The following is a 26,905-nucleotide window of genomic DNA, read 5'->3' as shown; positions in this document are numbered from 1 at the left end:
CTCGTGTCGATCCGCCCTGTCGCCGTTCGCCCTCAGCGCACGCTGTGACGCTGGCCGTCCAGGTGCTCTGGGCAGCACGGTGGGGGTGTGAGCGAGCCCCCCGTCCAGGTGTCCTTGCAAGCCTCACCGCAGGACGCTGGGTCCTGGGTCGACCTCGCCCGCCGCTGCGAAGACTCCGGCTTTCGCGCCTTGCTGGTCTCCGACCACCCCGGCACTGGACCCTCCCCCTTCATCGCCCTGGCCGCAGCAGCCACCGCCACCACGACCCTGCGCCTGGGCACCTACGTCCTGAACGCTGGAGTTCGCGACGCTCTCCTCATCGCCGCCGACACCGCCACCCTCGACGTCGTCTCCGGTGGACGTGCCGAGGTCGGCCTCGGAGCAGGTCACACCCCCGCGGAGTGGAAGATGACTGGGCGCACCCGCCCCGATGCCTCCGGGCGCGTGCAACACCTGATCGAGGTGGCCGGTGCGGTGCGCACCCTGCTGGAAGGGCGAAACGTGCCCGCCGCCGACATCGGCGCAGGCCGCGACGTCGTCCTCACCGCCCCCCGTCCCGTGCAGCCCCGGGTTCCGCTGCTGATCGGTGGGAACCACTCCGAGCTGCTGGCCTGGGTCGGCGCCCACGCCGACGCGGTGGGCCTTTCCGGGTTGGGACGGACCCCCGCCGATGGGCACTCCCACACCGTGGACTGGTCGCCGGCTCGCATCGGGGCCACCGTCGCCGCGGTGCACTCCGGCTCCACGGCGGCCGGCCGGGACCTGCCACCACTGGAGGCGCTGGTGCAGGTGGTGACCACCACCGAGGACCGACGCAGCACGGCGGCTGGACTGGCGCAGGAGACCGGGTCCCGCGTGGAAGATCTGCTGACCGCGCCCTACCTGTGGATCGGCACCGTGGAGGAGATCGTCGAGCAGGTGCACACCGCGCGTCAGCGGTGGGGCATCAACCGTCGGGTGGTGCGCGCAGGCGCCTTCGACACCGCGCGTGAAGTCATCGCCCGCCTCGCGAGGAACCCGTAGCCGCCTGGGAGTCGTCGCCGACCTGCCGGTCGTCCCGCCGGGCGTGAGGCCTCACTCCGGTTCTGTGCGCCCGCACGCCTTCATCTCCGCGCGCAGTTCGTGGTCGTCCTCGTGGACGCACAGCGGGCAGGCCGTCAGCCCGCCCGCCCGGGCCAGGGACGAGCACCCTGCGGATGCCCGCACCGCCCGCACACCGGGCCGGCACCGTGAGCGGGTCCCGCGACCAACTCGCGCAGCCAGCCCAACCAGCGCCCTCGGCGCTGAGCACGCCGCTGCCCCTCCTGGTTCTCACGCCGCACTCGCACTCGGGCGTCCAGGCGCTGCAGCAGTTGCACCGTGGCGACGCCCTCGACGCGCCCGCGCAGCTGTCCGACCTCGCCGTCGGTCAGCTCCGCGGTGACGGAGGACGCACCGTCGTGCAGCACCGCCGAGGCCGGCTGCCCGGCCGCGGCAGCAGCTCCACGTGGATCGACCACGCCGCGCAGGTCGCCGGCAGCGATTCCTGATCGGTGTCGGTGCGGTCGATGTCGATGCCCGTGCCGGTGTCCACACCGTCCCGTTCGCGCTGCAGGCGCCGCAGATCGTCCTGCGCCCGCTCCAGCTGCGGTGGCAGCTCATCGCGGTAGTCGCTCCACGCGTCCACGTGGGCCCACGGAGCCTGGCTGGCCAGGACCTGCAGCATCGCGGAACACACCTTGCCCTGCCGCCTCGCGAGCGAGGTCGGTCTCGACCACGGCGTAGACGCTCCGACCTTCGCTGCGCTCGCTCACCCTGCGAGCCGCGTGACGCCGTGACTGTGGCGCCCTGGAGTCGGCGGGTCAGGAAGCGCCCACCAGTCGATGGACTGATCAAGGCCAGTTGGACGAAGCGGACCCTCCTGGCGCCATGACTGCAGCAGAGGAGACAGCCGTGCTCACGCGCATGCGCGACCTGAAGGTCTCATCGAAGTTGTTCGCCGGCTTCGGCGTGGTCTGCGTGCTGCTGGTGACTCTCATCGTCCTCGGGTCGACCCGTCTGGCCGCTGCTCAGGCGAACCTCGATGACCTGTACTCCTCCTCGATGGCCTCGGTCTCGGCCGTTGACGACGTCAAGGTCAACTTCCTGCAGATGTGGAGTGTTCCCGCTTTGATGGACACAGGATCAAGCTGAGAGTTCAGCGATCTGGTCGATGTGTCGATAGCCTAACTCGAACTCTCTCGGGGTCAAGTACCCCAACGTCGAGTGGCGCCGGATCGAATTGTAGTAGTTCGCAATCCAGTCGAACGTCGCCCGCCGCAGGTCGTGCACCGTCGGCCACGGTCGGGTGTGGATCAGCTCCTTCTTGTACGTCGCGAAGAACGACTCGGCCACGGCATCGTCGTAGCAGATTCCGGTCCTACCCAGGGAGCGTCGCACACCGTTTCGGTCGCAGAACTGCGCGAACTGCTTCGAGGTGTACTGGGCTCCCCGGTCCGCGTGGAAGATCACTCCCGGTGCCGGTCGGCGGTGCACCAGAGCCATCTGCAACGCCGCGACGACCAGGTCGGTGCGCATGTGCGTGTCGATCGCGTACCCGATGACCGCGCGGGAGTGCAGGTCGATCACGGTCGCCAGGTAGGCCCATCGTCCCACGTCTTGACGTACGTGATGTCCCCGCACCAGCGGGTGTTGGCCTGCTGCGCGGTGAAGTCACGCCCGATCAGGTCCGGCGCCGACACCGGGTCGCTGCCGCCGATGGTGGTCCGCTTCCATGCCTTTGGGTGCCACCCAGCCAGTTTCAAGCCTTGCATGAGCCGGTGCACGCGCTGGAACCCGACCCGCACGCCCTGGGCGCGCAGCTGGGCCAGCACCCGTCGACGGCCGGGGTTGCCACGCAGCGCGCCGAAGATGGCCACGATCACCGCGCACAGCTGCTCCTCGGCGATGTGTCGGGTGCTGGGTCCGGCCGCGGTGCGGGCGCGCCAGGCGTAGCAGCCCGAGCGCGAGACCCCCAACTGCTGGCACATGAACGTTACGGGGTACTCATCGGCCTCGTCCCAGTCCGCGATGGCCGCGAAGATCACTTCTGGTCTTTCGCGAACCAGGACGCTACTTTTTTTGCGAACTCAGCTTCCATCCGCGCCTGCCGGACCTCGACCCGAAGCCGCTCGAGTTCGGCGCGTTCGGACTCATCCAGGGGCGCTGACTGCTGAGCCCCGTTGCGGGATTCGCGTTCCTTCTTCACCCACTTGCCTAACGTCATCTCGTGAACGCCGCTGTTGCGGGCGACCTCGCCGATCGCTCGGTGGTCATCAAGGACACAGGCTACTGCCTGGGCCTTGTACTCGGGGGTGAAGTGCCGGCGGGTAGACCCCATCGGTGCTGCCTCATTCTCGGGTCAGGCAGCCAATCCGAGTGTCCACCGAACCGGGAACGGTCCAGGTCATCCCGCGGTGCGCGCGCTCGAGACTTCACCGTCGTGGCGTTGAGCGAGGTGAGCCATGTGCAGGAACGGGCCGGACTGCAGTCGGTGCCTGCCACCGTCAGCGGGAGTGGTCCACACCAGTACCCCTGGTACCTACGGGGCAAGAGAGTCGCGGCAGCGATAGTCCTCACCGCAGACGTTGACGACCACCTTCGAGGTCGACGACCTGGACACGGACAACGGGGTTGATGCTGTCCAACGCCCGACGCTCGAAGACCAAGGCCGCACTGGCCGCGTCCACGTCCGGATACACCGGGAAGCGGAAAATCTGCCCACTACGACGCAGGCTTCGGCAGGTCGCACCGCCGGCGTCGTCCACCACCACAATGCGGCGCCGGCGGGATTTGCCCAGCGTCCTGCCCGCGGTCAGGACCATCAGCACCTCATCGTCGAAGGAACCCACCCGCCGCACATCCAAGATCACGTCGCCTCCCACCTCACGCACCAGCTCGCTCTGCAGCGCAGCCCGAAGCTGCGTCATCTGCGCTGGGCCCACCGCCCCCTCGACGGTGAGGACCTGGGCGTCACGGTGAGCACTACTGGTGATCTTCATCCGGTGCATCCTCACGAGAGGGGTGGGGTCTTCAGTCAGTCACCGGTCGGCACCGACTGCGGCCCGCTGCCGGACCACGAGGGGCGGGTAGGAGACCTACGCCGATCCCTGTTCAAGGCTCTGCTCAAGATCCGGCTCGAGTGTTGGCTGAGGGTGCCGGTGACCTGTGGCGCTGCGCGTTACCCGTATCCACGCCCCCATGTCCCCGTCCTCGATGCTGATCGCGCTGACCGCATCCACGACCACGCCCAACCGCTGCGCGGCCGCACATAGCAGGGCTTCCAGGTCAGCAGCGACCCCTGCCACGGCGAGGTCATCGACCTGCCGGCCCCGCAGGACACGAGAGCGGACCAGTACCACCGGTTCGTCCCCCGGTTCACTCACCAGGTCTCTCACCGGCACCCCTGACAGCTGCAGCACTCACCGCATCAGCGCCACACCCCCACGGTGCCTGAAGGACAAGACCCAGGCGGGAAGCGACCGACTGCGCCATGAGCAGCTCACTGCGCTGACGCACCGCCGCACTGCCGGCCTGCGTAGCCCAGACGGCTGCGCGACCCTGCGCACAGCGCACCTTGAGCTGCCGCGCGCTGTCGACGACGGCCCGAGCGATCCGGCGCTGTCGTCGTGCCTCATCAAAGAGTCGCAACTGCCTGGTCCCGTTTCGTCGGCTGACAGCCGACGGTTCGACCTGGTCGCAGTCTGCGCCTTGGCGGGCACCAGCGCCCACCGAAGCGCGATCACTGGGTCCTTGACCCATCCAGCGCATCCATCACCACAACCAGGATCGCCGCGTAGAGCAGCTAGCACTGAGATGGGCGCTCATCCCGCGGTGCGCTCGAAGCGCACGGTCATCCCGCTCTCAGTGCGCGGTCGGCGACGTCGCAGACATGTGCTTGTGTCGATGACCGAGGTGTCGTCTGCTCGGGAACACTGAAGCGGTGGACACGCTTTACCGCGCCCGAGCCCGCGCTCACATCGGCGACCTGCCCCCCGAGCTGATGCCCCAGTGGGCAGCCCTGGCCCTGACCCGCGGCTACGACTCCCCCACCTTGCGCGAACTCGCCGGCGCCCACGACGACCCGCCCACCCTGCGCGACCTGCTCACCACGGCCTTGGACGAGCTCGGCGTCCCGCGCCTGAGTGACCACCAGGCGCTGTGGGTCATGGCCCACACTCACGCCCGCGCCACCGTCGCCGGCCTCATGAGTCCCGAAGAGGGTGCCGAGCTGCTGTGGCACATCGCCCGGGACCTGGGCTACCTCGACCAGCTGGGCATCTTCGTCAACGAAGCCACTGACTGGGAGTACGCCTGGGAACTGGACCCCGAGGAGAGCCGACAGCACATCCTCCAAGCGGCCCAGACCCTACTGGCGACCATGACCACCGAGACGCTCGATCAAGAGGTTGACCCGGATCGTCTGCCCGTCTATTGGTACGAGGTGGACGAGCTACCTACGACCGAGTGAGCCAGCGCGCGTGTCTCGCAGCGATGTCGCCCTGCAGGCGACGTCTCGGTCATTTCCGCGGCGCGCGGGCGCAAGGTCATCCCGCGGTGCGCGCGGGCTTGCGACGCCCGACCTGGCCCAGGCTCCTGGTCCAACCCGACGCTGACAGGCTGCATCACGTGCTGTCGAAGCGGTGGGCCCGCGAACCACGATGGGTGCAAGCAGCCGCCACCGCCTTGGTGCTGCTGCTGACCTGGGGAGGCCTGCAGCACCTCCTGGACTTCATCACCGGCGGCCGGACCCCCTACGCCTACGCCCCCCGCTGGCTCGCGGCCTACTGGAGCGCCCTGCTCCTCCTGGACCCCTTGGCCGCCGTCCTCATCGCTCGCCGCCACCACGCCGGTCTGCTCCTGGCCCCGCTCATCCTGCTCACCGACGCCGCCGCGAACGGCTACGCCATCCACGCCCTGGACCTCGGCGGCCCACTGGCCCCGATCGGGCACGGCGTCGTGAGCGTCGTGGCCATCGCCAGCACAGCGCTGACCCCGCGGCTGCTGCGACCGGCCAACCGCCCGGCCTGAGCAGGGCGATCAGGCTCTCCAGGGGCCTGAATCACGAGGGGCCGCTACAGCGATCGCGCGGTCATCCCGCAGTGCGAGCTGACCGCGCGGCCATGCCGCACAGAGCGCAACAACACGGACGTGCAGCAGTGTGCGAGGCACGCGGCTTGCCACGCCGCGCGAGGACGCGGCCATGCGCGGGCCAGGAGCCGTCGACGTCCGCCCTATCGCCAGGTCAGGATTTCGCATCTCACCCATCAACTGAGGGCACGGTGTCATGATCAGTAGTGCAAAGTCACATGAAGAAGTGAAATACCACAAAGACTCAAAGCATGACCTTGTGGAGCGGGCATGGATACGACCTACTACCGAGTAGGAACCAGGATTTTTGGACTCCTCGCACTGTTCTTCATTGCGGGACTTTTTACCTACTCGCTCATCGACGGTCATTTCAAGGATGCGAACGAGGTGCTCGGCGTCGCCTCGATCTTGATCTTTGTGATCATCCGAGCTGGTCTCGCGCCATGCGTGAAGATCTCCGGTGACTGGGCCCTGATCGTTCAGCCCTGGACGGTGCAAGCGATCGAACGCTTCAGCTACGTGGCAGCGAACGAAGACCGCGGCGGTCTCATCCTGGAGGCGGTCGGCCAGGAGGTGCCCGTCTTCGCGTTCTCTGGGTCCTGGATCGCCTTGGTGTCGGGGGATCGCCCAAAGAGGCGTCTGATCCGCCACCTAAGCCGGTGGAGCGACGCCGGTGAGACCACGCAGGAGCAGTCCCTACGCCCGCAACCAGGCCCTTGGGGAGTTATCAAGCAGTTGGTCGTCATCACCGCCGGCGGGCAGATCCTCGCCCTTCTCCTGCAACTTTGATCGGCACAGGGCCCGCGGTTCTACCAGTCCCGCCCCGCCGAACGGGATCATCCTGACGCCGCGGAGCTTGAAGACACCGAGGCACGGTCTGCCGCTGGGCAGGACATCGGCGACCGCTCGGTCATGGCACCCCTCTATGTCAAGAGTGGGTCTTGCGGGGCCGGCGAGCACGGGTCGAGGATGGTCTCGCGGGTCCGGGAAGTGACTTCTCCGAAGAGCCGGCATCGGGGTCCGAGCCGGTCGCGCTGGAGCCAGTAGTCGCCCCCACTTGTCCTCCCGGGCCCGTCACTGGAGCCTCCTCGACGGCATCGCCGACTACGCCGTCGTCCAGGACCGCAACCAGGTCGACCACGACCTCGCTCTCCTGTGCCAAGAGCTTCGCCGCAGCGCCCACGGTGGATCCTTCAGGGGGCTCCAGGCCGAAGCGGCGCACCTCGTCGTCGACCACCATCTGGTGATAAACCACGTCCGACAGGCGCCGCTTCAACGCCCGTAACGCCTCCATCGACGACTTTCCCGCCGCCTTCTTCCGGTCGAAGTAGCGCCGGCCCTGGGTGTCGTGTCGCAGCTGGACGATGGCCATCGTGTGCAGCACCCGGTTGATGCGCCGGTTTCCCCGCCCGAAACAGCCGCCGGTGATCGCTGTCGCCGGAGGAGGCATCGATCGGAGCGGTCCCGTTCCAGGACGCGAAGTGCCCTTTGGACGGGAACCGGGCGATGTCCCCGACATCACCCGGCAGCCGCGCCGCGGTCGAAGGGCCAATGCCCTGCAAATCCACCAACTGCGACCCCGACGCGGTGACCAGCTCGGTGAGCTCCTCGTTCGCGGCCTTGATCAGCTTGTCCGTCACGGCAAGCTCATCGATCAACGCGACCACGATCCGCCGCCGCGTCTTGCCCACCACGTCCCGCGGCCGGACCGTCGCGACCAACGCTTTGGCTTGTGCTGCAGACAGGAACTTCTTCGTCCCGCCCGGCATCAGCTCCAGCAGCAGCTTGTGGATCCGGTTCACCGTCTTGGTCCGCCGGACCCCCAACTCATCGCGCCGATCAGCCAGCAGGCGCAGCGCGACGTGCTCTCCGTCGACGGTCACCGCCCGCAGGTTCGGGGTCCGCAGAGCGACGACGGCGATGGAGTGCGCGTCGGTGGCGTCGGTCTTGCGGCCCTGACCGGTGGAGAACACACGCGCTCGCGCCGACAGCTTCGCCGGGACGTCCACGACCTCCTCGCCGTCGGCAATGAGGCGTTGAGCCAGATGCTTGCCGATGCCGTTCGCGCCTTCGACCGCCCAGAGGCGGGAAGGGAACTTGCGCCCGGCGGCCAGCATGGTCCGGTAGCCGGTGGTGTCGGTGGCGAAGCGTCCCTCGCCCAGGACTTTCTCGCTGCCGCTGAGGACCTCGATGGTCGCGGAGCGTTTGTGCGGGTCCATCCCGATGACCACCACCGGCCCGGTCCTCGCGGGTCCTCCTGCGGGCTGCTCCGCCTGCTTCACGTCGGCCTCCCCGTCGCGATCCGGGGACGGCCGGTCAGTCGCCCTCGGTGGTGCTGACGGTGGTGGGCAGCGCTACTTCGAGCATGACCAGACCCCTCTTGAGCCTCACCCCGCCGGGCGGTGCCCGACGCTTCGCACACCATGAGAGAACCACACCGGTACAGCTGGTGGGCAGCCGATAAGGGAGCGTCGCGCCGGGCACCTCGACACAGCCTGGCCGGGCCGTTGCCGTGAGGGAAGTCAACAAGTAGCCGAAAGGCGCAAGATCGTCAGCATGCCCAGACGGGCTGCGCTAGCTGTACTGAGCATGGACGTTGGTGACACGCCGGACTGACGCAGTTCGGGCCGCAGGGAGGACCTCCGAGGGCGGTGTGGAGCTGCTGAAGGCGACCACACGCAAGCCACTCGGAGGTCCTCGTGTCTCACCGTAACGCCGCCCTGACCCCAGTCGGGAGACTGGAGCTGGCCCGTGTCGTGGTCGACGACGGCTGGCCCATTCGCCGCGCCGCCGAACGCTTCCAAGTCTCCTGGCCCACTGCCGCCCGTTGGGCTGACCGTCTCCTTGAACTCCGCGCCGCCGGCGGCCACGAGGAGGACGGCCTGCGCGATCGGTCCTCGCGCCCGCACCGCAGTCCCACCCGAACCCGGCGAGCAGTGGCGAAGAAGGTCGTGCACCTGCGCACCACCCGAGGCTGGGGGCCGGCGCGTATCGGACCCAAACTCGACCTGCCGGTCTCCACCGCCGCCGCAGTCATCCGCAGAGAAGGCCTGCCGAAGTTGTGCGACGTCGACCTGGCCGATCGCCAACGCATCCGGCGTGAGGTCCGACGCTATGAGCACGCTGCTGCAGGCGATCTGGTGCACATCGATGTCAAAAAGCTCGGGATCATCCCCGACGGTGGTGGCTGGCGCTTCCACGGCCGCGGCAACGCGGCCAGACCCCGCAGCCTGGGCTACGGCTACCTGCACACCGTCTTGGATGACCACTCCCGCTTGGCTTACACCGAGATCCTCAGCGACGAGAAGGGCGCGACCACAGCCTCGTTCTGGGCCCGGGCTCACGATTGGTTCGCCGACCGCGGCATCGCCATCCCCCGCTGCCTCAGCGACAACGGCTCGAATCACCGCTCCCGCGAACTCGCCGCTGCCTTGACGGCGACCGGCACCGTCCATAAACGCACCCGGTCTTACCGGCCCCAGACCAACGGCAAGGTGGAGCGGTTCCACCCCACGCTGGCAACGGAGTGGGCCTACGCCCGGCCCTACTCCTCCGAGGCAGCTCGGCGGCGGGCCTTGCCAACCTGGCTGCACATCTACAACCATCACCGACACCACACCGCTCTCGGCGGGCTACCGCCCGCCTCCCGCGTCACCAACCTGCGTGGTCAGTACAGCTAGAGCCCCCTCGAGCATCAACCAGCCGCAGCGGGCCACACTTGCAACAGCCACGTCTCCGGCGCGCCCCCAGGGTTGGGCGGCGTGCTCCACCCGTTGACCAGAACCCGGATCCTGACGCGCTCGGCGGGCAACTGGATGTAGTCCAACCCCTCATCGACCTCCAGGACCTCACACCACGCCCTGGGTCTGCCCCCAGTCTCGTTGACCCTCGTCGTTAGGGGCGGTCAGGCCGCGGCAGCGGCTTGAAGAAGTGTCTCGTACTCGATGGGGGTCAGGCGACCGAGCGCCTGCTGCCGGCGACGGCGGTGGTAGGTCCGTTCAATCCACGTCACGATCGCCAAGCGCAGTTCTTCGCGCGTCGACCAGCGCCGGCGGTTGAGGACGTTCTTCTGCAACAGAGCGAAGAACGACTCCATCGCAGCGTTGTCCGCGCAAGTCCCGACCCGCCCCATCGAGCCGCGCGCTTGCGCCGCTGAGAGGGCACGAACGTAGGCGTGGGAACGAAATTGCGACCCCCGGTCGGAGTGGACCACAACCTTCAAGACGTCAGCCCGCCCGCGCAGGGCCAGCGCGTTGCGCAGGGCCCTGACCGCGAGGTCGGCGGTCATCCGAGCATCGAGGGAGTACCCGACGATGCGGTTGGAACAAGCGGCCTTGACGGCGCAGAGGTAGAGCTTGCCTTCGGCGGTGGGGTGCTCGGAGATGTCGGTGAGCCAGAGCTGGTTGGGCGCCTGGGCGGTGAACTTCCGCCTGACGAGGTCGTCGTGGACGGGCGGGCCGGGCCGGCGCCCGGTGCCTCGCTTGCGCGAGTGGACCGACCACAGCCTTTGGAGGCTGCAAAGACGGTTCACGCGGTTGCGAGAGGCCGCCACACCCTGTTGCTCGAGCTCGTCGGCGATGAAGCGGTAGCCGAACTCGGGGTCGTCGTGGTGGATGTCGCGGGCGGCGTTGATGAGGTGGGCGTCGTTCCAGTCGCGGTCGGTGACCGGGTTGGCGCGCCACTTGTAGTAGGCCTGCTCGGAGAAGCCCAGCACCCGGCAGGTCACCGCGACGGACACTCCGTCAGCGGCGAGGTCACGGACCAGCGGGTAGATCATTTTGGGAGGACGTCGCGAGCGAAGTAGGCCGTCGCCCGGCGCAGGATCTCGTTCTCCTGTTCCAGCTGCTTGGCCCTCCGGCGCAGCTCGCGGTTCTCTGCTTCCAGGTCCATGCTCGGCGCGGAGTCTGAAGCACTGTCAGGAGCGGTCCTGCCGTCCTCCCGGTCGGCGATCTTCAGCCAACGACCCAGGCACGACTCGGAGATGCCGAAGCTGCGGGCGATGTCTGCTCGGGAGCGGCCGCCTTGGCGGGCGACGGCGATCACGTCGCGGCGGAACTCCTCGGGGAACGGCGTCGGCACGGTACTCATCCTTCCAGTGAAGACCATGATCCTCACAGGTCAGGAGTCAACCGAACCAGGGGCAGACCCGGGCTATGAGAAGCCGCGCGGGGGTCTCTGAACGCTCATCCAGAGACCCCCGCGGCGCAGGATCGGGGCTAGACCTTTTCCGGCTGCGCCAGCTCACGAATCCACGGCGGAGTCTCAACACCGTTCTTGCTGTCCACCGCGACACGCGTCCGCGCCGCCGCCACCCGAACGTCCCACGACGGCACCGGCGCGCCCGAAGCATCCTGCAGCGCCCACCGACCACCCTTGACCGGCGCGCTCGCCCCCGCTTCCGGCCCTTGACCTTGCTCTTGGCCATCACCGCTCTCCTCTCAGCCATCCCAGTGGCCGACGCAGCAGCCCGCGCGTCGAGTCCTCATCCCCGACCTGCCCACCGTCGGTGTCCACGGCACCGCTATCGGCGTCGTCGTAGGGCCCCACCGGCGGACCACCCAGGTTGTTCAGCACGTCATCGGTCACCGCCGTGATCCACGCGTCCTCGTGCACCCCCGCCCACTCGCTCTGCGACAGCGCCGTGAGCATGTTGAACCCCGTCGCCGCAACCCCGGGACGTTCGTCCAGCGTCAGGTCCAACGCCCACTGCGCCCGCTTCCACCACTGCTCCCGCCGATCCGCCAGGTCCTTCTGCTCACGGTCCTGATCCGCTGCAACCTCCCGTTGGAGACGGTCCGCATCCGCGCTCTCTTGACTCGTTCGGGCCGCCGCCAACCGCTCCTGCACGCTGACCGCGTGGGCGGCCATGTTCAGCCCGTACCGCACCCGGGCCTCCTGCGGGCTCTCTCCGGCCCGAGGACGGTCAGGCTGCACCGCCTGCTGCGCTCAGGGCTGCCGCCGCGGCCTCCCCGGCCGCGACCGCGCGCACGCAGTGCGCCAACGCCTTCTTCTCCCCGCGCACCTGTACGCTCAACCGCTCCACCCGGTTCGCCGCCGTCACCGGGTTGTTCCGCGCGTCGGTGGCCGCCGCCGCGATCCGCGCCGCCCGCCGCGCCTCCTCAGCGGCGTCGGTGTGGGCCACGCTGGCATCCATATGCACGCCCATCCGGGCCACCACCGACGCCGGCGCGGTCGGCGTCACCGCAGGGCGTCGCAGACGATGCGCCGCGGGTCGTGCTGGCCGCCTCCTGTCGTCGCAGGAGAGCATCCAGGTTGGCACCTCACGAGTACCGCTTGCCCGCATCTCAGGGCAGTGGTGTCCTGTCCACGACTTAATGTGTTGCCCCGGCCCCGGTGACGCGTTGCCTCCGACGTGAATCAGACGGGATCGATCATGACCATCAGTCAGTCCGTGAGCACGAACGGCGCGGTGCCCACGAGCCCTGCGGGACCTCGAAGTGGTGCCTCGACCCCGTCACGACCGGCACAGCGCTCCACCAGCTCCTACACCGCGCTGGCCCAGCGGGTGCGCGAAGCCGGCCTCCTGCACCGCCGCCGCGGCTACTACCTGCGCCGCATCGTCGTCGTCGCTTCGGCCCTCGCCGCGCTGGCCACGTCCGTGCAGGTGGTCGGTGACTTCTGGTGGGTTCTGTTGCTGGCTCCCGTGCTCGCCCTCACCTTGACCCAGGTCGCCTTCCTCGGCCACGACGCCGCCCACCAGCAAATTTTCAGCTCCCCTCGCGCGAACGCGATCGCCTCGCGCTGCCTGGCCAGCCTCATCGCCGGACTCAGCCACGGCTGGTGGCTGGGCAAGCACAATATCCACCACGCCGCCCCCAATCAGGTCGGGCGCGACACCGACATCGACTCCAAGCTCCTCGCCTTCCACCCCGACGCCCTGGAGGGCAAGGGGCGCCTGCACCGCTGGTTCCTCACCCACCAGGGCTTCTGGCTCTTCCCCCTGCTACTGCTGGAAGGCTTCAACCTCCACGTCGACAGCGCCACCGCGGTCCTGCGTCGCAGAAGGGACGAACCCAGGTCGGCCACGCGCGCGGTGAAGCGCCGGTACGTGGACCTCCTCATGCTCACCACTCGCTGGGCGGTCTATGCCGGGGTGCTACTGGCGGCGATGTCGCCGGCCAAGGCAGGGCTGTTCATCGTCGCTGAGCTTGCCTGCTTCGGGGTGCTGCTGGGGGGTGCGTTCGTGCCCAACCACACGGGCATGCCGATCCTGGCGCGGGGGAAGAAGATGGACTTCCTGCACCGGCAGGTCATCACCTCCCGCAACGTCGCCGGGGGTCTGCTGGTGGACTTCTTCATGGGCGGGCTCAACCGCCAGGTCGAGCACCACCTGTTCCCCAGCATGCCGCGCCCGAACCTGAAACTGGTGCAGCCCATGGTGCGCCGCCACTGCGAGGACTTGGGAGTGCCTTACACCGAAGCATCCTTCCCCGGCGCCTACGCCGCCGTCGTCACCTACCTCAACACCGTCGGGATGGCCGGACGCCGAAACATCTCCTGCCCCCTCGCTGCGCAGCTGAGGTCGTGAACGCAATCCGCGGCGCCTAACGCCCCCCACCTCCCGTCCACCTCCCCCTCCCGTCGCACCCATACCGTTTCTGCTCTTCGTCTCATCGTGCTGCGCCGCTCACACCCCTTGCAGCACTCATGTTGAACAAGGCGTGCCGGATGAGAGAAGGGCGCACCGTGAAGATCGGCTCTCCTGACGTATGTGTGAAGCCGTCAGCGGCTCCCGCGTCCCGGTAGCGGCGGACAACAACTACCCAAGGACAGCATCGCCAACCCCACCAACGGCAGGGCAACCACGCCCGGTTGCAGCGCCAGGCCGTCCGCCGCGGGGCGCAAAACCAGCTCGGTGCGTGATTGCAAGACTCGCGCCAGCAGGTCGTCGCCACGGGGGTTCTGGTGCTGGGCGACGATGAGGGCTGCGGGCAGGTTAGCGGGCAGGGCGCCGAGGATCCCGGTGAGTGCACCCAGCCCTCCGGCGGAGGCCACCAGGGCGATGACCGCCGAGGCGTCAGCGGTGGCCGGGCTGGGTTGGTGCTGCTCGACTGCGCCGTCCATATGGGGGATGCTAGAAGCTGTCCCGGTTCGCTGCGCCAACGCCAGCACCAGGACCTCTGGCCCGGTCAGGTGTCGCCGGCGTTCTTCTGTCAGCTCCACTCCGGCCGGCAGGTCGTCCTGGTCGCGCCGCTACACCGCGATCAGGCCCTTGTCCTGTAGGAGGCAGCCCGCCGTGTCAAGACTCAAGTCTGATGCAGACCTGCAAGCAAAACCCCCGAGAGCATGACGGCCGTTGCGGCTGCGCCCGGGAAGTACCCTCATGAGCTGCGTGACGGGCGATCTGCCTGACGCTGGCGCCCGCCGCGACCCCACTACCCGGGTCGGCGCCTTCCAGCGGTTCGGTACCCAGTTCGGCACCAGCTCCCAAACCCTCCGCAACCGGGTTGTCCAAGCCGGAGTCAAGGCCGATGAGCAGTCCGTCACTCAACTGGTACTACCACCGCCGGCTGCACGGCGAGCTCGGACTGCTCCCACCTGTTGAGAACGAGGCCCGCTGGGGCACAGTTCCCGCCCTGGCGGGCGGCCGAGCACCGCCTCACACCTCCCACCAGAGCCGGACCGTGACCTTGACCTTGACCTTGACCTTGACCTTGACAGTCGGTAGCAATCACAAGCCGTGGAGTTTCATCTCGCCACACGGGGTTCTGGTTGACCTGCCACAGGCGGGGACCTACGCCACGGCGTGAGGTTCGCGCACTGCTCCACACTCCTCAGCGCGAATTCGGACCGATGTCGCACTGCGCATGGTCCGCGGCCGAGGAGAACGCCCTCACCTCCTCAGCCGGTACCGGCCGGCCGAGGAAAAAACCCTGGCACGCATCGACTCCCAGATCGGTTGCCGCCTGTAACTCCGCCACGTTCTCAACGCCCTCGACGATGACCGTCATCCCCAGCTCGTGGCACAGGGCGGTCGTGCTGGCCACGATGGCCCGGCTCGCCCGCTCCCCGGGGAGACGGTGAGCGAAGCTGGGATCAATCTTCACTACGTCGAGGGGGAAGACCCGTAGGTAGTTCAGCGAGGAGTACCCGCTGCCGAAGTCGTCCAGCCACAGCTGCAGTCCCAACTTCTTCAGACCCAGGAGGACCTCGACGGTGCGACGGTCGTCGGGCAGCGTCGAACTCTCCGTCAGCTCCAGGCACAAGCAGCCCGGGTCGGCCCCAGTGTCGGCCAGGGCACGTTCGACGCTCCGTACGAATGCCGGTCCGGTGATCTGCTGGGCGGAGACGTTCACCGACGTGCGCTGCACCCCGATCCCCTGTTCCTGCCAGCGCACGGTGTCGCGACACGCCTGGCGCAGCACCCAGTCTCCGAGACCGAAGATGGCCCCGGAGCGCTCTGCCTCGGCGACCACGGCCGCCGGTGGCAGAGCCCCCGGCAGGGCAGAGCCCCACCGCAGCAGCGTCTCCACTCCGATCACCTGGCCGGTGACGGACTTGTCGTGCACCGCGACGATGGGTTGGTAGACCGTGGTGTAGCGGTCGGATTCGTGGAAGTCGCCGGCTCCCCACCGCCCGCGAGCAGACGCAGGTGAGCCCCCGCGCGGGGTTGAGGCAGGTGGACCGGTGAGTCTGGCAGTGGTGGGCAGGGACGGCGCGGTGACTGACGTCACCTCGGTGGCAGCCACAGCGGGGTGCGTCTCGGCGGGGTGCGCCCCGGCGGGGTACGACAGGGACGGGGCCTCCTGGATCAGGTGGTGTCGGCCTCCGCCGGCGCGCTTGGCCTCGTACATCGCCGCGTCCGCCGCAACGAGCAATTGCTGAGCGCCGACCGGGTGACGCCGATCCGACAACGCCACCCCGATGCTCGCCCCCAGGGTGACGTCGCGACCCTCGAGGTGGAACGGCGACACCATCGCGCTGAGCAGGCGGTGCGAGACATCAGCGGCGTGGGAATCGTCCGGCAGGTCATCGCACACGGCCACGAACTCGTCCCCACCCAACCGCGCCAGGGTGTCGCCGGGGCGCAAGGCGGCGGTGAGCCGGGCAGCGACCGCGACCAACAGCAGGTCCCCCACGTGGTGACCCAGCTCGTCGTTGACGGCTTTGAACCCGTCCAGGTCCAGGAACAGCACCGCGGTGCGCCGCCGCGAGCGCGTCGCCCGGTTCAGTGCCTCCGTCAGAAGCTCCGTCAGCAGCGTCCGGTTGGGTAGCCCGGTCAAGGGGTCGTGCAAGCTGCGGTGGTTCAGATCCGCCATGATCAGCGAGGAGTCGGCCCGGGAACGGGCGTTGACCAGATAGGCGGCAGCGACGTCGGCCAGGATCGCGACGATGCGGACGTCGGCCTCGCCCAGCGGGCCGGGCGTGGTGCGGTACAGGTCCAGCGCGCCTAGGGTACGGCCCTGAGCGCGCAGCGGGAAGGAGAAGACCGCCGCCATCCCCGCCTCCAACGCGCGGCGGGAAAACTCCGGGAAGTCCTCACCCGCCCTGAGGTCGTCCAGTACGCATGGACGGCCGGTGGCGTGGGCGTGCAGGCAGGGTCCTTGCCCGGTCTCGCGCTGCAGGACCTCGATGGTGCGGATCACGTCGTCGGTGGCGGCGAGGAAGTGCAGGGCGTCGCTGCTGTCGATAGCCATGACCCCGGCCCCGCTGACCGGGAGCAGGTCCACGATGCTGAGCACGAGGTGGTCCAAGATGCTCTGCACAGAGAAATCGGTGCACAGGTTGGCCGCGAATTGCACCAGCACCCGGTTCAGCAACGGTTCGCGGTGGCCCATCCCAGCCTCCCGGGGACGTCGATGAGTACAAGTCATCGGCGTGAACCGGGTCCGGGGCCCACAAGGAGACCAATCCTAGCGACCCGCTCGTTCCCTGTCAGCAAGACCGTGATCTGAGGTCGAGCTGGCACGACTGAGCCGCCGAGCCTCGAGCACCCCGTGCACCCCGTGCACCCCACCTCGGGCTCTGAGGAGATCCACGTCACCACCGCTGGCTGTCCAGCCTTCCCGGGGCCATCGGTTCAGCCGTCTTGGCGGGTCTCGCGCTCTGCACCAGTGCAGATCGAGTTTGGAGTCAGGACTGCCGTCGCTCAACCCTGCCGGTGACCGAGAGCGGCGACCACCTTCGAGCAGTCAGAACCGCGATCACGGGGTGACGCTGCGCAATGACTCCCACCGTGCTGAGCCGCGGCCCGGAGAGGGTGCGGGCGAGAAGCAGCGGGCGACTGGCACGATGTCGCCCAGAGCAGCTCGAAACCGTCGGTGCTGGCGGCGCGGCGATCGCACGACGCAGCGTCGTGACGTGGGGAGCGAGGGGAGCGGCCATGGCGCGCGAAGCGGACGTGATCGGGGCTCTGGTGGGCTTGGCCGACAGCCTGGTCGCCGACTACGACCCCCTGGAGCTGCTGCAGCAGCTGGTTGACGACTGCATGCGTCTGCTCGACGTCTCCGCCGTCGGGCTGCTGCTCGCCGGGCACAGCCACTACAGCAGGCGGGGCGGGCAGGGAGGGCGGTTGCAGGTCGCCGCCGCGTCCAGTGAGCAGATGCGCACCCTGGAGGTGATCCAGCTGCACGGCGACCAAGGCCCGTGCCTGGAGGCGTTCGACAGCGGGGAGCGCGTCGTGGCCGGGGACCCCGCCGAGATCGAACGGTGCTGGGCCGACTTCGCCGCCGACGTCAGCGCCGCGGGCTTTCGCAGCGTGGCCGCGGTCCCGCTGCGTCTGCGCGAGCAGCGGATCGGTGCGCTGGGTTTGTTCAGCGACCGCGACCACGTCCCGGAAGGTGACGACATCGCCGTGGCTCAGGCCTTCGCCGACATCGCCACCATCACCATCCTGCACCAGCAGGCCGTCCACGATTCCGCTCAGGTCAGCGCCCAGCTGCAGCGGGCCCTGGACTCCCGGGTCCTCATCGAGCAGGCCAAGGGCGTCATCGCCACCCAGCTGGGGGTCAGCATCACCGACGCCTTCAGCATCCTCCGCGACCACGCCCGCACACGGGGGGCGAAGTTGACTCAGGTGGCAGGAGCCGTCGTGGCCGGGGAGCTCACCGCCCAGCACCTACACACCCGTCCGGCGCGCTCGGACTCAAGGCGTTCGCGGTGACGAGCGGTTGGTGCGCAGACCCGGCTGGCGCAAGCGGTTGCTGCGGCAACGACGGGCGCAGCGACGAGCATGGGCGCAGCGACGAGAACCCTCCGATGACGAAACCGGCAGGCATCATCGGTGAGGAGCGAGGACGATGACGTCGTCTGAACGTGTCCGGACCGGGTTGACCGCTGCCGTCCAAGGGGGCGACTCTCCGTTGAGCGCGGCTGACCGACTCTGCCAGGCCTGCGTGGAACTCCTCGACGTCGACGGGGCGGCGATCTCCCTCGTGCACGAGGGCACGACACGGGGGACGTTCGGCTCCAGCAACGCGCTGAGCCGGCGCCTGGATGCCTACCAGTTCATCTACGGCGAAGGTCCCTGCCTCGACGCGGTCCAGACGCGGGCGCCGGTGCTGGCCGAAGACCTCACCGACACCGGCGAGCGGCGCTGGCCGGCGTTCACCCCCAGCGTGGTCGAAGCGGGGGTGCACGCCATCTTCGCCCTCCCCGTGGTCGTGGCTAGCGACAGCGTCGGCGCCCTGGACCTCTTCCGCCACGGCGCTGGTCCCCTCTCCACCGATGCGCTCAGCGGGGGGTTGCTCGCGGCACGGTTGGCGAGCCTGCCGGTCCTGGACCTCATCACCGAGGTCAACCTGCGCGCCGCGAAAGGTGTCGAGGAGGGCGCGCAGCCCGATCCGTGGGACCAGCTCGAATCCCTGGAACGCGTGGAGATCTACCAGGCCACCGGATTCCTCATCGCCCAACTCAACGACAGCACCTGCGACGACCCGGCATCCGCGAACGCCCCCACCAACTCGAGCACTGCCCGTGACGCTTTGGTCCGACTGCGCGGCCGGGCCTTCGCCACCGGCCAGACCGCCAGCGAGGTGTCCTGGGAGATCCTCGACGGGCGACTGAGCATCGACGCCGACGGCGAGTGGCGCCTCAGAGGCAGCGCAGGCGATTCCGGTGACACGAGAAGGCGGGGAACGCAGTGAGCAGCGAGAAGAGCACCACCGACCGAGAGAGCGACGTCACCCGCTCCTTCGTGGCCCTGGCCACCAGCCTGGCCGTCGGAGCCGACATCGTGGACCTGCTCACCCGCCTGACCGGGGACTGCGCCCGGCTGCTGGACATCACCTCCACCGGGCTCCTGCTCGATGACGGACGCGGGGTCCTGCACGTCATGGCCGCCTCCTCCGAGGAGACCTGGCGCTTGGAGTTGTTCCAGACCCAGCGCGACGAAGGGCCCTGTCTGGACTGCTTCCGTTCAGGGGAACTCATCAGCGCTCCCGACCTGGATCAGCAGCAGCGATGGCCGCACTTCGCGACCGCCGCCCGGGAGCACGGCTTCGCCTCCGTGCACGCGGTCCCGATGCGGCTGCGAGCTCACACCATCGGCGCCCTGGGCCTGTTCGGCGAACGTCCCGGGGAGCTGAACGAGCAGGATCTGAGGTTGGCGCAGGCTTTGGCCGACGTGGCCAGCGCTGCGCTGGTCCAGCACGAGGCGGGCTTGACCCCGCCCTCGATCACCCTGCGGCTGCAGGAGGCCCTGCACGCCCGGGTCCTGGTCGAGCAAGCCAAGGGCATCCTGGCCTACCGCGGCGAGATCAGCACCCACGCCGCGTTCGAGGTCCTGCGTTCCTACGCGAGCGAGCACGACCAGCGCCTCAGCGTCGTCGCCGGGTGGCTCGTGCACGGGGACCTACACGCCCGCGTGCTCCTCGAAGGCTCCACCACGTCCTGACGCCCTGGACCGGGCGCAGCGGATTGCGGATGACCACGGTCTCCCTAGGAGGTGGTCCTTTGGGGAACGGTCCTCCAAGGGCGTCCCCGAGGCGGGGGCTCCTTGTGGCCGGCGGGGGTCAGGACCTACTGTCGAGCACGCTGCACCAAGCGTCACCTCCGCAAGGTGCAGTACTCACGGTCAACGACTCACGCACTCTTGTGCCGCCCCGGACCCGGTCGCGCATTCCGCTCACCGCCCGGAGGGATGTCATGACTCACCTCGACTACCCGGCTCGCCACGCCGCGTCCGCTGCATCCTCCGTACTTCCCGGTCCCCGCACCCCATTCCCGACGTGGGCCTGGACGGGGGAACTCGACGCCGCCGACGTGGCCGCCCTGAGCACCATGTGGCGGTCCCTGCTCGAGGAACGTCCCGGATCGGTGGTCATCGACCTGAGCGCGGTAACGTTCCTGGACTGCGGCGTCCTGTCCGTCCTGGTGCGCGCCAACACCGACCCGGTCACGCGACTTCTGCTACGGGGGGTACCGGCTCGCGTGGAGCTGGTCATGCAGCTCACCGGTCTGGGTACCGCCTTCGCCCGCGCCGCCACCGCCGGCCTCCAAGAGGCTGCACCACCACCGCGCTAGCCACCGACACACAGCGAGCCTCGCCGGCCTGAGCGTCCCAGTAGCCAGTGTTTGAGGGACGCGGTAAGCACGCATCTGAGTCTGCGCAACCTAGTTGACACAAGTGGTCACCACGCTGCATCCACAGAAAACCCGCACGTCGAAAGGCCCGCAAGATGACCTGCCGGAACGCGATCCTGAGCCCGTGAGCTATCCCTTCGTGAGCAGTGAGAGCCGACCTGCTACCGACACGCCCAAGGCTGACCTCGCACAGTCGGCAGAACCACGCAGCGTCGATCGAGGAGGTGAGACCGAGACTCTTCACTCGGACGCTGACCCGGTGGGGCTGCCACCGTCAGCTCGAGCGGTTCGCCGTGCAGTGCTCCTCGCCGAACGAGCGATGGCCCAGCACCGTCGCTCCCGCCGAGGGGTCACGATCCGCCAGATGCCACTGTCGCCGTTCCCGCAGCAACGTCAGCGCGATGGCCGATGAACGACTCCAATGCACGGCAGGACGATTGTGCGCTGAGGTGCGAGAAGCGGGTCAGGTGACGATCAGCGGGTCGTTCGAGACATCGCCGATGTGCACGTGGGTGCGGACCCGCTCGGCCGCCGGGGCCAGGACGCCGAGCAGCTCGGTCAGGACGGCCACCGCGACGGTGTGGACCTGTCCGGCAACGTCGAGCAGCGGGGCGCCGTACGCCGCGATGAGTATAATGGTGACCTGCTCGAGTTCATCACGCTCACCGGTGGTGCAGGCGATCTTGTCCGCGGCCGCGTGCGGGACGGTGTCGATGCGTCGCCGCAGGTGGGCGATGACCACCTCGGCTGCTAGGAAGAAGTCACCCATGTCGTGGCGACCGCGGACCGGGGCGGAGGGCCGGAACAAAGCCAGGGTGCGGTTGATGACGCTGTCCTCGATGGCCTTCCACCCCGCATCGGTGTGCTGACGCAGCATTGCGGTGGCCTGGGTTAGCCGGTCGGTGCCTGCGTCATTGGCGAAGGATCCGCCGTCTTGGACGCCGGGCAGAGTGGATTGAGCCCGACCACGGCCGGCGTTCGGGTCGTTGATGCCGCTCACCGCCAATCCTCCATGCTCGCTGCGATCGTCGTGCGGGCCCGTTGCAGCAGACCACGCACGGAGGTGGGGGCGATGGCCGTGACCTCAGCGATCTCCGCGTAGGACAGGTCTTCAATCTCGCGCAGGATCCACACGCTGCGTTGACGTTCGGGCAGCTGCAACAGTGCCGCGTCCAAAGCGATCAGCAACCCGCTCTCCACAGTGTCACCTTCCGGACCGGTGCGCAGATCTCGCAGGTGCTCGGTGACCTGGTGGAAATCTATAGGGGCCCGCGAACCGGACTGGGGGAACGGCGGTCGTCGCCGCTGGGACATCTTCTGCGCCTGGTGACGCCCAAGCACCAGCAGCCAGGTCCGGAACGACGAAACACCCCGGAAGGAGGCGATGGCCCGCCACGCTGCGAACAGTGCCTCCTGGGCGCAGTCCTGCGCGTCCGAGGGATCGTCCAGTAGACGCACCACGTACCGGTACAACGCGGGACCGTGACGTCGCGTCAGCTGCGCGAAGGCTTCCTTCTCGCCCAAGCTGGCCTGCCGGACCAGCACTTCGTCCGGCACCTGCGACGTCCCCGCTGGCCCCGTGGCCTGCGAGGGCGCCACCTCCCGTGCTCGGCTTGAGGCGCCGCCGGTGCCGGCATCCTCACTCACGACAGGACGGTGGCGGTGGGGGGCCTGCAGCGCCACGCTGCCCCACGATCGGATCGAGTCGCCATCGTGACTCACGAAACCTCATCCGGGACGACACGCCACCAGCATCTGCCCGTAGCGGGACCGAGTGCAGCATCTCGCCCGAGCGTCGGCAACCGGTAGCGACGTCGGTGAACAATGGCTGCGTGACCCTGCGCACCGTAGCGACCCCTACTCGGTGACCCACAAGTCGGTAGTTCTCACTGAGGGTCACTGCAGGTCGGGGTCAGGTCGCCAAGTTGATAGGTCGTGAACGATCGACGATGAGTCCTGCACAGTGACGGTCGAGTACCGCCGGCATGAGCGTCGGGTCATGAGGTGGTGCTGAGTTCGACCGCCTCCTCTTCGCGAGTGCCGCCGGCGGGAGCGGGCGCCTGGGCGGGAGCCAGGACGCGGTCGTAGAGCACCGCCGCGAGTACCCCACCGACCAGCGGCGCGAGCAAGTACACCCACAACGCGTGCAGGTCACCGGAGACCACCGCGGACCCGAAAGCCCGGGCCGGGTTCACCGCTCCACCGGTGGGGGGAGCGGCGATGAAGATGCACACCGCCAGCACGGAGCCCACGGCGACGGGGGCCACCGCGGCGGGCATCCGGGTCGTGAGTGGCCACGGAGATGACGACCAGGACCAGGACGAACGTGATGAGTGCTTCGACGAAGAACGCCCGCCCGCTGAAACCCCGTCGGCGGGGCTCGTGGTGGAGAGCGCGATGACCTGGCGTCCACGCCCGCTGTAGGCAGCCCAGGTGGCCAGGGAGGCCAGCACCGCACCCACCAGGTGGGCCAGCACGTACACCGGAACAGCACGCCAGGGAAACTTGCCTATGACCGCCAGGCCCACCGAGACCGCGGGGTTGAGGTGACACCCTGAGACGTGCCCGAGGGCGGCGACCAGTGCCGTCAGGGCCAAGCCGAACGCTGGGACGATGCTGGTCAGGTCGTACAGGGGCGGGTTGGTGGTGGCCAGTGCCACCGCCGTCGCGCCAACGGCCAGGACCAGGACGCAGGTGCCGATGAGTTCGGCGGCCCCCGCGCGCACGAGGTTCTCCCCGACCGAACTGCCGAACAGGCCGGCCGGGCGAGGGGCCGTCGCGGCCCCGCCGGCACGGGGGGGGTGAGTGGCTCGGGTGCGCCGCCTTCATCACGCCCGGGGGCCAGCTGGTGCGGCGGGGTAAGTTTGGTGGTCATGTCCGGGTCAGCGACCCAGTCCGGCGCGGTCGACACGACGGTGGAACCGCATCCCGGCCAATCCACCGAAGATGGCCCCGACCAGGGCCACCACGACAGCAGCCACGACGGCGATGATCGACCCGGTGGTCAGCGAGCCGGCGTCGATGGGGATGCGGGGAAAGCTGTTCAGCTGCCCCAGGACGTCGAACTTGCTGCCCGCGACCGCGGCGAGGACGGCGACGACGACAGCGATGACGATGGCCCACGCCCACACCGCGACACCCTGCTTGACCCCGTTGAAGCGGGCCATGCGCCCGGCGACGTAACCACCGCAGAAGTAGGCGATCAGAAGCACCACGAGCACGGCGATGCCGCCGGCGAGGCCGATGGTGGCGGCGTTGCCGCTCGCGCTGTCCTGAGCGCCGGACACGGCCTGGTCGAGCGAACCGGAGCTGGCCAGTCCGATCGCAGTGCCGGTGGCGGCGAGCAGAGCGGTCAGCAGGACGGCGGTTCCGGTGGCGGTGAGCCAGCCGAAGAACGCGGACCCGATCTTGACGCCGCCGTAGGCGTTCTTCTCCCGCTCGAGCACGTTCTTGCGGTCCATCGCAGGCTGCTGCTCACGGCGGGGGTCACGGTGGGGGTCACGGTGGGGGTCACGGCCGGCGTCATGGTCGCCACGATGGCCAGCGGGCGTCACCAAGCTGGGGGTGTCGTCCCCGGTGTCGAGGTGGTCGCTGGCGGCGTGCGCGCCGTCACCGGTGGGTGTGCTCATGACGGTCTCCTCCAAGTGCGGGAACGGGTTCGGGTACGGGTGGCGAAGGGGTTGAACGTGCAGGTGCCCCGGAAGGGCGGGTCGTCCGGGGCACCTGGTCTGGCGGGGTCGAGCGGTGTTCGGGATCGAGGTCAGAGCCCGAGCTTGCCGGCGATTCCTCCGCCGGCTCCGCCGCCGAGCTTGGACAACAGCTCTGCGGGGTTCAGGCCGAGCTTGGACAGCAGGCCCGCGTGCTCGTCGGTGTCAACGGTGTCGGGCAGTTCGCTCTCGGCCTGCTGGGCCTTGGCGTCGTCGCCCTGACCCTTGAACAGGGACAGGATCTGGTCCTTGGGGATCTGCATGATGTTTCCTCTCCTGGAGGGAGCCTCGAGGTCAGGGGCTGACGTCGAGGGTGGTGACGTCGGCTGCTTCTGCGGACAGGTCGGCGGTGATGGCCTGCTCGCCGGTCACAGTGCGTTTGCTGATCGCAACCCGTTCCACTGCAACGACTCGCATCGTGAACTCGGGGACCTCTTCGTCCAGGACGATGACGAGGTCACCGCCGCCGCCCACGGGCCCAGCATCAAGCAGAGCATCCGACATGGCATCCGACATGGCGTCCGAGCCAGCAGTGGTGACTGCGTCCTGATCGCCGAACGGTTCACGGGTGATGACGAGTTGTTCCAAGCGCACCGGCACCTCGATGGTGCGGGTGGTGGTGACGATGCGCTTGCTGATCCGCATCCGTTCGACGCCGACCCGCTGGGTCGAAACCCTCAGTTGCTCCTGGTGCAGGAGGACCTCAGGCGTGGTGGACGTGGGGCTCTCACCGTCGAGACCGGGAGACCCATCGACGACGCCGTCCCTGACGCCTTCGCTCAGAGGCTGGCCAGTGGCACTGGTGGCGCTAGTTTCGAAGGGTGTGGTCATCGGTGGTCTCCCGGTCTCGCGGTCAGTCCTGCTTCGCCGCTGCGATCAGGCGCGGTCGCGCTTGCCGGACTGTCCGGTCTTGACGCCGGCATCGGCGTCGAGGTCGATCTGCTCTTCGCGCAGCTCAGCCTGGACGGTCTCGGTGCCCTGAACGGTCTCGGTGCCCAGCTGGACGCGCTCGACGGCGACGACATCCTTCTCGGCCACAGCACGTTCCTCGGTCAGGACGACCTCGTGCTCCTCCTCGGTCAGGTCCCCACCGGAGTAGGCGTCACCGCGGTTGGCGTTGGTGATGGGCTCACGAGAAATGACGACCTCCTCGCGCGAGACCGGAACGGTGCGAGAAACAGTCTCGCTGGTGATGTACTTGCGCAGCCGCGCCCGGCCGGACTCCCGGGTCTCGGTCCCGACCCGCAGTTCTTCCTTCGAGCGGGTCATCGCGTCGTCGGTGTTGTCACCGGAGGTGTCGTAGCCCTCACCGCGGCTGTGGTCGTGGCCGGAACCGGCGGCAGTGCTGTCGCTGATGCGGTCGATGCCGTCGTCCGTCACGGTGGGCTCGGTGTCGTGGCCACCGGCGGTGCGGTCGGTGTTGTAGCCGCCACTCACGCCAGTCCCGGTGGTCTGGATGCCGGTGTTGTGGGTGCCGGTGGTCTGGGTGCTGCTGGTCTGGGCGGAGGCGCTGGTGTCGGCGATGTCGTAGTAGCGGTACAGGTCAACCTCGTCGGTCTCGCTGAGTTCCTTGCCCGGGTCGTGGTGGGGGGCGTCCTTCACGACCGACTTGGCGAACGGCACCTTGACGGAGTCACCGGACGTGCTGGCCTGGGCCAGCGGGATCAGGGACAGGCTGGAGCCAAAGAGGCCGGTCTTGACCGAGACCCACTCCGGCTGCCCGGAGGCGTTGTCTAGGTAGACCTCGTCGACCTTGCCGATCTTGTCGCCGTCCTTGTCGTAGACGGTGGTGCCGAACAGGGCGTCGGGGGAGATGTTCTGAGCCATGAGAAGTTCCGCTTCTGCAAGTGAGCGCGGGTCGTCCAGCAGGTGCTAGTCGAGGTCGAGCACCGATCACTGGTCCGGGTAGGACCTGATCGGGATGGTGGAACGCTGGTCAGCGGCGGCGGGCGCTGATGCTGCCGGCGATGGTGACCCCGACAGCAGCAACGGCGACCTGCAGGATCAGTTCGATCCAGTCGATGCCGGGAGTGTCGGCCACGTTCAGCAACCTGGCCAGGGCGGTACCGATCAGGGCGGCGATGACGCCGACGACGATGGTCAGCAGGATGGAGATGTTCTGCTTGCCCGGCAGGACGAGACGGGCCAGGGCGCCGATGATCGCGCCGATGACGATCGCGGTGATGATGCCACCGATGGTCATGGATCTCCTTCGAACAGGTCGACCGATGGTCTGATCGGCTCAGGGTGTGTGGTGCGGATGGTGCGGTGTGACGGGGCGCGGACGGGTCAGCGCGGCCGACGGCGCAGGAGCCCACCTCGGGCGTTGCGGGGGTCGTCCTTGCGGGCCCGGGAGGACACCAGCCGCCCGGCGCCCAGCAAACCCCGAGACAACTTCGTGGGGCCACTACTGGCTTCCACCCGCCGGCCCAGGCCGGCGAGCAACCGTCCGGCCACCGGGACGGCGACGGTGAAGACGACCCATCGGCGCAGACCACTGGAGAGCAGGACCCACATGGTCGATCTCCTTCAGTCGTGGTGCTGGG

The 26,905-nt window shown here is 68.5% G+C and carries 31 protein-coding genes; 11 read left to right on the top strand and 20 right to left on the bottom strand.

The genetic code is table 11. The features are described from left to right. The first annotated feature begins 87 nt into the window (after positions 1 to 87). Positions 88 to 1,023: an LLM class flavin-dependent oxidoreductase gene (locus tag ACFEMC_RS05745; RefSeq protein WP_380174418.1), complete on the top strand. Its 936-nt coding sequence runs from the start codon at positions 88 to 90 to the stop codon at positions 1,021 to 1,023. 385 nt (positions 1,024 to 1,408) lie between these two features. Here the strand turns inward: ACFEMC_RS05745 and ACFEMC_RS05740 are convergent, their stop codons facing one another. Then, positions 1,409 to 1,705 carry a hypothetical protein gene (locus ACFEMC_RS05740; protein WP_380174416.1) on the bottom strand — a complete coding sequence of 99 codons (297 nt, stop codon included), beginning with the start codon at positions 1,703 to 1,705 and terminating at the stop codon, positions 1,409 to 1,411. A 227-nt stretch (positions 1,706 to 1,932) separates the two neighbouring features. Between ACFEMC_RS05740 and ACFEMC_RS05735 the strand changes: the two genes are divergently transcribed. Further along, positions 1,933 to 2,172, top strand: coding sequence for a Tar ligand binding domain-containing protein (locus ACFEMC_RS05735; RefSeq protein ID WP_380174414.1), 240 nt, complete (start codon positions 1,933 to 1,935; stop codon positions 2,170 to 2,172). Here ACFEMC_RS05735 and ACFEMC_RS05730 read toward each other — a convergent pair. From ACFEMC_RS05730 to ACFEMC_RS05715, 4 genes are all read right to left on the bottom strand, one after another. Further along, the gene (locus ACFEMC_RS05730) at positions 2,164 to 2,607 is read right to left on the bottom strand and encodes an IS3 family transposase (RefSeq protein ID WP_380174412.1); all 444 of its coding nucleotides are present in this window, start codon (positions 2,605 to 2,607) and stop codon (positions 2,164 to 2,166) included. The genes ACFEMC_RS05735 and ACFEMC_RS05730 overlap by 9 nt on opposite strands. After that, positions 2,604 to 3,065, bottom strand: coding sequence for an IS3 family transposase (locus ACFEMC_RS05725; protein ID WP_380174410.1), 462 nt, complete (start codon positions 3,063 to 3,065; stop codon positions 2,604 to 2,606). The genes ACFEMC_RS05730 and ACFEMC_RS05725 overlap by 4 nt, the downstream gene beginning before the upstream one ends. Further along, the gene (locus ACFEMC_RS05720; RefSeq protein ID WP_380174408.1) at positions 3,062 to 3,358 is read right to left on the bottom strand and encodes a transposase; all 297 of its coding nucleotides are present in this window, start codon (positions 3,356 to 3,358) and stop codon (positions 3,062 to 3,064) included. Before ACFEMC_RS05720 ends, ACFEMC_RS05725 begins: the two co-directional genes overlap by 4 nt. A 235-nt stretch (positions 3,359 to 3,593) precedes the next feature. Then, positions 3,594 to 4,019: an STAS domain-containing protein gene (locus ACFEMC_RS05715; protein WP_367641435.1), complete on the bottom strand. Its 426-nt coding sequence runs from the start codon at positions 4,017 to 4,019 to the stop codon at positions 3,594 to 3,596. A gap of 941 nt (positions 4,020 to 4,960) precedes the next feature. Here ACFEMC_RS05715 and ACFEMC_RS05710 point away from each other — a divergent pair. From ACFEMC_RS05710 to ACFEMC_RS05700, 3 genes are all read left to right on the top strand, one after another. Continuing rightward, positions 4,961 to 5,488 (top strand): hypothetical protein, encoded by a 528-nt coding sequence (locus tag ACFEMC_RS05710; RefSeq protein WP_380174406.1) that lies wholly within the window; start codon positions 4,961 to 4,963, stop codon positions 5,486 to 5,488. Between the two features lie 194 nt (positions 5,489 to 5,682). Then, positions 5,683 to 6,048, top strand: coding sequence for a hypothetical protein (locus ACFEMC_RS05705; protein ID WP_380174405.1), 366 nt, complete (start codon positions 5,683 to 5,685; stop codon positions 6,046 to 6,048). Positions 6,049 to 6,378: 330 nt separating this feature from the next. Further along, complete coding sequence (locus ACFEMC_RS05700; RefSeq protein WP_380174403.1) at positions 6,379 to 6,897, top strand: hypothetical protein; 519 nt, start codon at positions 6,379 to 6,381, stop codon at positions 6,895 to 6,897. 404 nt (positions 6,898 to 7,301) lie between these two features. Here the strand turns inward: ACFEMC_RS05700 and ACFEMC_RS05695 are convergent, their stop codons facing one another. Beyond that, positions 7,302 to 8,390, bottom strand: a complete 1,089-nt coding sequence (locus tag ACFEMC_RS05695; protein WP_380174401.1) for a transposase — start codon at positions 8,388 to 8,390, stop codon at positions 7,302 to 7,304. Positions 8,391 to 8,807: 417 nt separating this feature from the next. Between ACFEMC_RS05695 and ACFEMC_RS05690 the strand changes: the two genes are divergently transcribed. After that, the gene (locus tag ACFEMC_RS05690; protein ID WP_380174400.1) at positions 8,808 to 9,788 is read left to right on the top strand and encodes an IS481 family transposase; all 981 of its coding nucleotides are present in this window, start codon (positions 8,808 to 8,810) and stop codon (positions 9,786 to 9,788) included. A gap of 224 nt (positions 9,789 to 10,012) precedes the next feature. On the opposite strand, the gene ACFEMC_RS05685 is transcribed toward ACFEMC_RS05690, so the two are convergent. The 3 genes from ACFEMC_RS05685 to ACFEMC_RS05675 all read right to left on the bottom strand — a co-directional run bounded on the left by ACFEMC_RS05685 (position 10,013) and on the right by ACFEMC_RS05675 (position 12,310). Beyond that, a protein-coding gene (locus ACFEMC_RS05685) for an IS3 family transposase (RefSeq protein WP_380174398.1) occupies positions 10,013 to 11,187 on the bottom strand; the annotation gives its coding sequence in 2 pieces (ribosomal slippage) (positions 10,013 to 10,893 and positions 10,893 to 11,187; 1,176 coding nt in all). A gap of 345 nt (positions 11,188 to 11,532) precedes the next feature. After that, positions 11,533 to 11,994: a hypothetical protein gene (locus tag ACFEMC_RS05680; RefSeq protein WP_380174396.1), complete on the bottom strand. Its 462-nt coding sequence runs from the start codon at positions 11,992 to 11,994 to the stop codon at positions 11,533 to 11,535. A gap of 37 nt (positions 11,995 to 12,031) precedes the next feature. Next, entirely contained in the window at positions 12,032 to 12,310 is a 279-nt protein-coding gene (locus ACFEMC_RS05675) for a hypothetical protein (RefSeq protein WP_380174394.1), read from the bottom strand. 192 nt (positions 12,311 to 12,502) lie between these two features. Between ACFEMC_RS05675 and ACFEMC_RS05670 the strand changes: the two genes are divergently transcribed. Next, positions 12,503 to 13,657, top strand: a complete 1,155-nt coding sequence (locus tag ACFEMC_RS05670) for a fatty acid desaturase family protein (protein ID WP_380174392.1) — start codon at positions 12,503 to 12,505, stop codon at positions 13,655 to 13,657. A 194-nt stretch (positions 13,658 to 13,851) separates the two neighbouring features. On the opposite strand, the gene ACFEMC_RS05665 is transcribed toward ACFEMC_RS05670, so the two are convergent. Both ACFEMC_RS05665 and ACFEMC_RS05660 read right to left on the bottom strand, forming a co-directional pair. Continuing rightward, positions 13,852 to 14,193, bottom strand: a complete 342-nt coding sequence (locus ACFEMC_RS05665) for a chemotaxis protein CheB (protein WP_380174390.1) — start codon at positions 14,191 to 14,193, stop codon at positions 13,852 to 13,854. A gap of 710 nt (positions 14,194 to 14,903) precedes the next feature. Next, positions 14,904 to 16,907 carry a putative bifunctional diguanylate cyclase/phosphodiesterase gene (locus ACFEMC_RS05660; RefSeq protein WP_380174388.1) on the bottom strand — a complete coding sequence of 668 codons (2,004 nt, stop codon included), beginning with the start codon at positions 16,905 to 16,907 and terminating at the stop codon, positions 14,904 to 14,906. 545 nt (positions 16,908 to 17,452) lie between these two features. Between ACFEMC_RS05660 and ACFEMC_RS05655 the strand changes: the two genes are divergently transcribed. From ACFEMC_RS05655 to ACFEMC_RS05640, 4 genes are all read left to right on the top strand, one after another. Further along, positions 17,453 to 18,232: a GAF and ANTAR domain-containing protein gene (locus ACFEMC_RS05655; RefSeq protein WP_380174386.1), complete on the top strand. Its 780-nt coding sequence runs from the start codon at positions 17,453 to 17,455 to the stop codon at positions 18,230 to 18,232. Between the two features lie 136 nt (positions 18,233 to 18,368). Continuing rightward, positions 18,369 to 19,214, top strand: coding sequence for a GAF domain-containing protein (locus tag ACFEMC_RS05650; protein ID WP_380174384.1), 846 nt, complete (start codon positions 18,369 to 18,371; stop codon positions 19,212 to 19,214). Next, on the top strand, positions 19,211 to 19,963 hold the full coding sequence (locus ACFEMC_RS05645) for a GAF and ANTAR domain-containing protein (protein ID WP_380174382.1): 753 nt from the start codon (positions 19,211 to 19,213) through the stop codon (positions 19,961 to 19,963). The genes ACFEMC_RS05650 and ACFEMC_RS05645 overlap by 4 nt, the downstream gene beginning before the upstream one ends. A gap of 251 nt (positions 19,964 to 20,214) precedes the next feature. Continuing rightward, entirely contained in the window at positions 20,215 to 20,592 is a 378-nt protein-coding gene (locus ACFEMC_RS05640; protein ID WP_380174380.1) for an STAS domain-containing protein, read from the top strand. 523 nt (positions 20,593 to 21,115) lie between these two features. On the opposite strand, the gene ACFEMC_RS05635 is transcribed toward ACFEMC_RS05640, so the two are convergent. The 9 genes from ACFEMC_RS05635 to ACFEMC_RS05595 form a co-directional block, all read right to left on the bottom strand. Then, the gene (locus ACFEMC_RS05635; RefSeq protein WP_380174378.1) at positions 21,116 to 21,652 is read right to left on the bottom strand and encodes a hypothetical protein; all 537 of its coding nucleotides are present in this window, start codon (positions 21,650 to 21,652) and stop codon (positions 21,116 to 21,118) included. Beyond that, a complete protein-coding gene (locus ACFEMC_RS05630; protein ID WP_367641282.1) occupies positions 21,649 to 22,299 on the bottom strand; it encodes an RNA polymerase sigma factor in 651 nt (216 codons plus the stop codon). The genes ACFEMC_RS05635 and ACFEMC_RS05630 overlap by 4 nt, the downstream gene beginning before the upstream one ends. Before the next feature lie 350 nt (positions 22,300 to 22,649). Continuing rightward, on the bottom strand, positions 22,650 to 23,378 hold the full coding sequence (locus ACFEMC_RS05625) for an MIP/aquaporin family protein (RefSeq protein ID WP_380174375.1): 729 nt from the start codon (positions 23,376 to 23,378) through the stop codon (positions 22,650 to 22,652). Positions 23,379 to 23,534: 156 nt separating this feature from the next. Then, on the bottom strand, positions 23,535 to 24,281 hold the full coding sequence (locus tag ACFEMC_RS05620) for a hypothetical protein (protein ID WP_380174373.1): 747 nt from the start codon (positions 24,279 to 24,281) through the stop codon (positions 23,535 to 23,537). 131 nt (positions 24,282 to 24,412) lie between these two features. Then, positions 24,413 to 24,622 (bottom strand): hypothetical protein, encoded by a 210-nt coding sequence (locus ACFEMC_RS05615; RefSeq protein WP_380174371.1) that lies wholly within the window; start codon positions 24,620 to 24,622, stop codon positions 24,413 to 24,415. A 31-nt stretch (positions 24,623 to 24,653) separates the two neighbouring features. Continuing rightward, a complete protein-coding gene (locus ACFEMC_RS05610) occupies positions 24,654 to 25,190 on the bottom strand; it encodes a YsnF/AvaK domain-containing protein (protein WP_380174369.1) in 537 nt (178 codons plus the stop codon). A gap of 45 nt (positions 25,191 to 25,235) precedes the next feature. Continuing rightward, positions 25,236 to 26,186, bottom strand: coding sequence for a DUF2382 domain-containing protein (locus ACFEMC_RS05605; RefSeq protein WP_380174367.1), 951 nt, complete (start codon positions 26,184 to 26,186; stop codon positions 25,236 to 25,238). Between the two features lie 109 nt (positions 26,187 to 26,295). Further along, on the bottom strand, positions 26,296 to 26,562 hold the full coding sequence (locus tag ACFEMC_RS05600; protein ID WP_380174365.1) for a GlsB/YeaQ/YmgE family stress response membrane protein: 267 nt from the start codon (positions 26,560 to 26,562) through the stop codon (positions 26,296 to 26,298). A gap of 86 nt (positions 26,563 to 26,648) precedes the next feature. Further along, positions 26,649 to 26,876: a hypothetical protein gene (locus tag ACFEMC_RS05595; RefSeq protein WP_367641291.1), complete on the bottom strand. Its 228-nt coding sequence runs from the start codon at positions 26,874 to 26,876 to the stop codon at positions 26,649 to 26,651. Between the last annotated feature and the right edge of the window lie 29 nt (positions 26,877 to 26,905).

Origin of the sequence: Kineococcus sp. DHX-1, from assembly GCF_042473625.1 — a bacterium.
In the GTDB taxonomy this organism is placed as follows: Bacteria; Actinomycetota; Actinomycetes; order Actinomycetales; family Kineococcaceae; genus Kineococcus.
The sequence above is the reverse complement of the archived record's forward strand: the minus strand, read 5'-3'. Positions and strand labels throughout refer to the sequence as shown.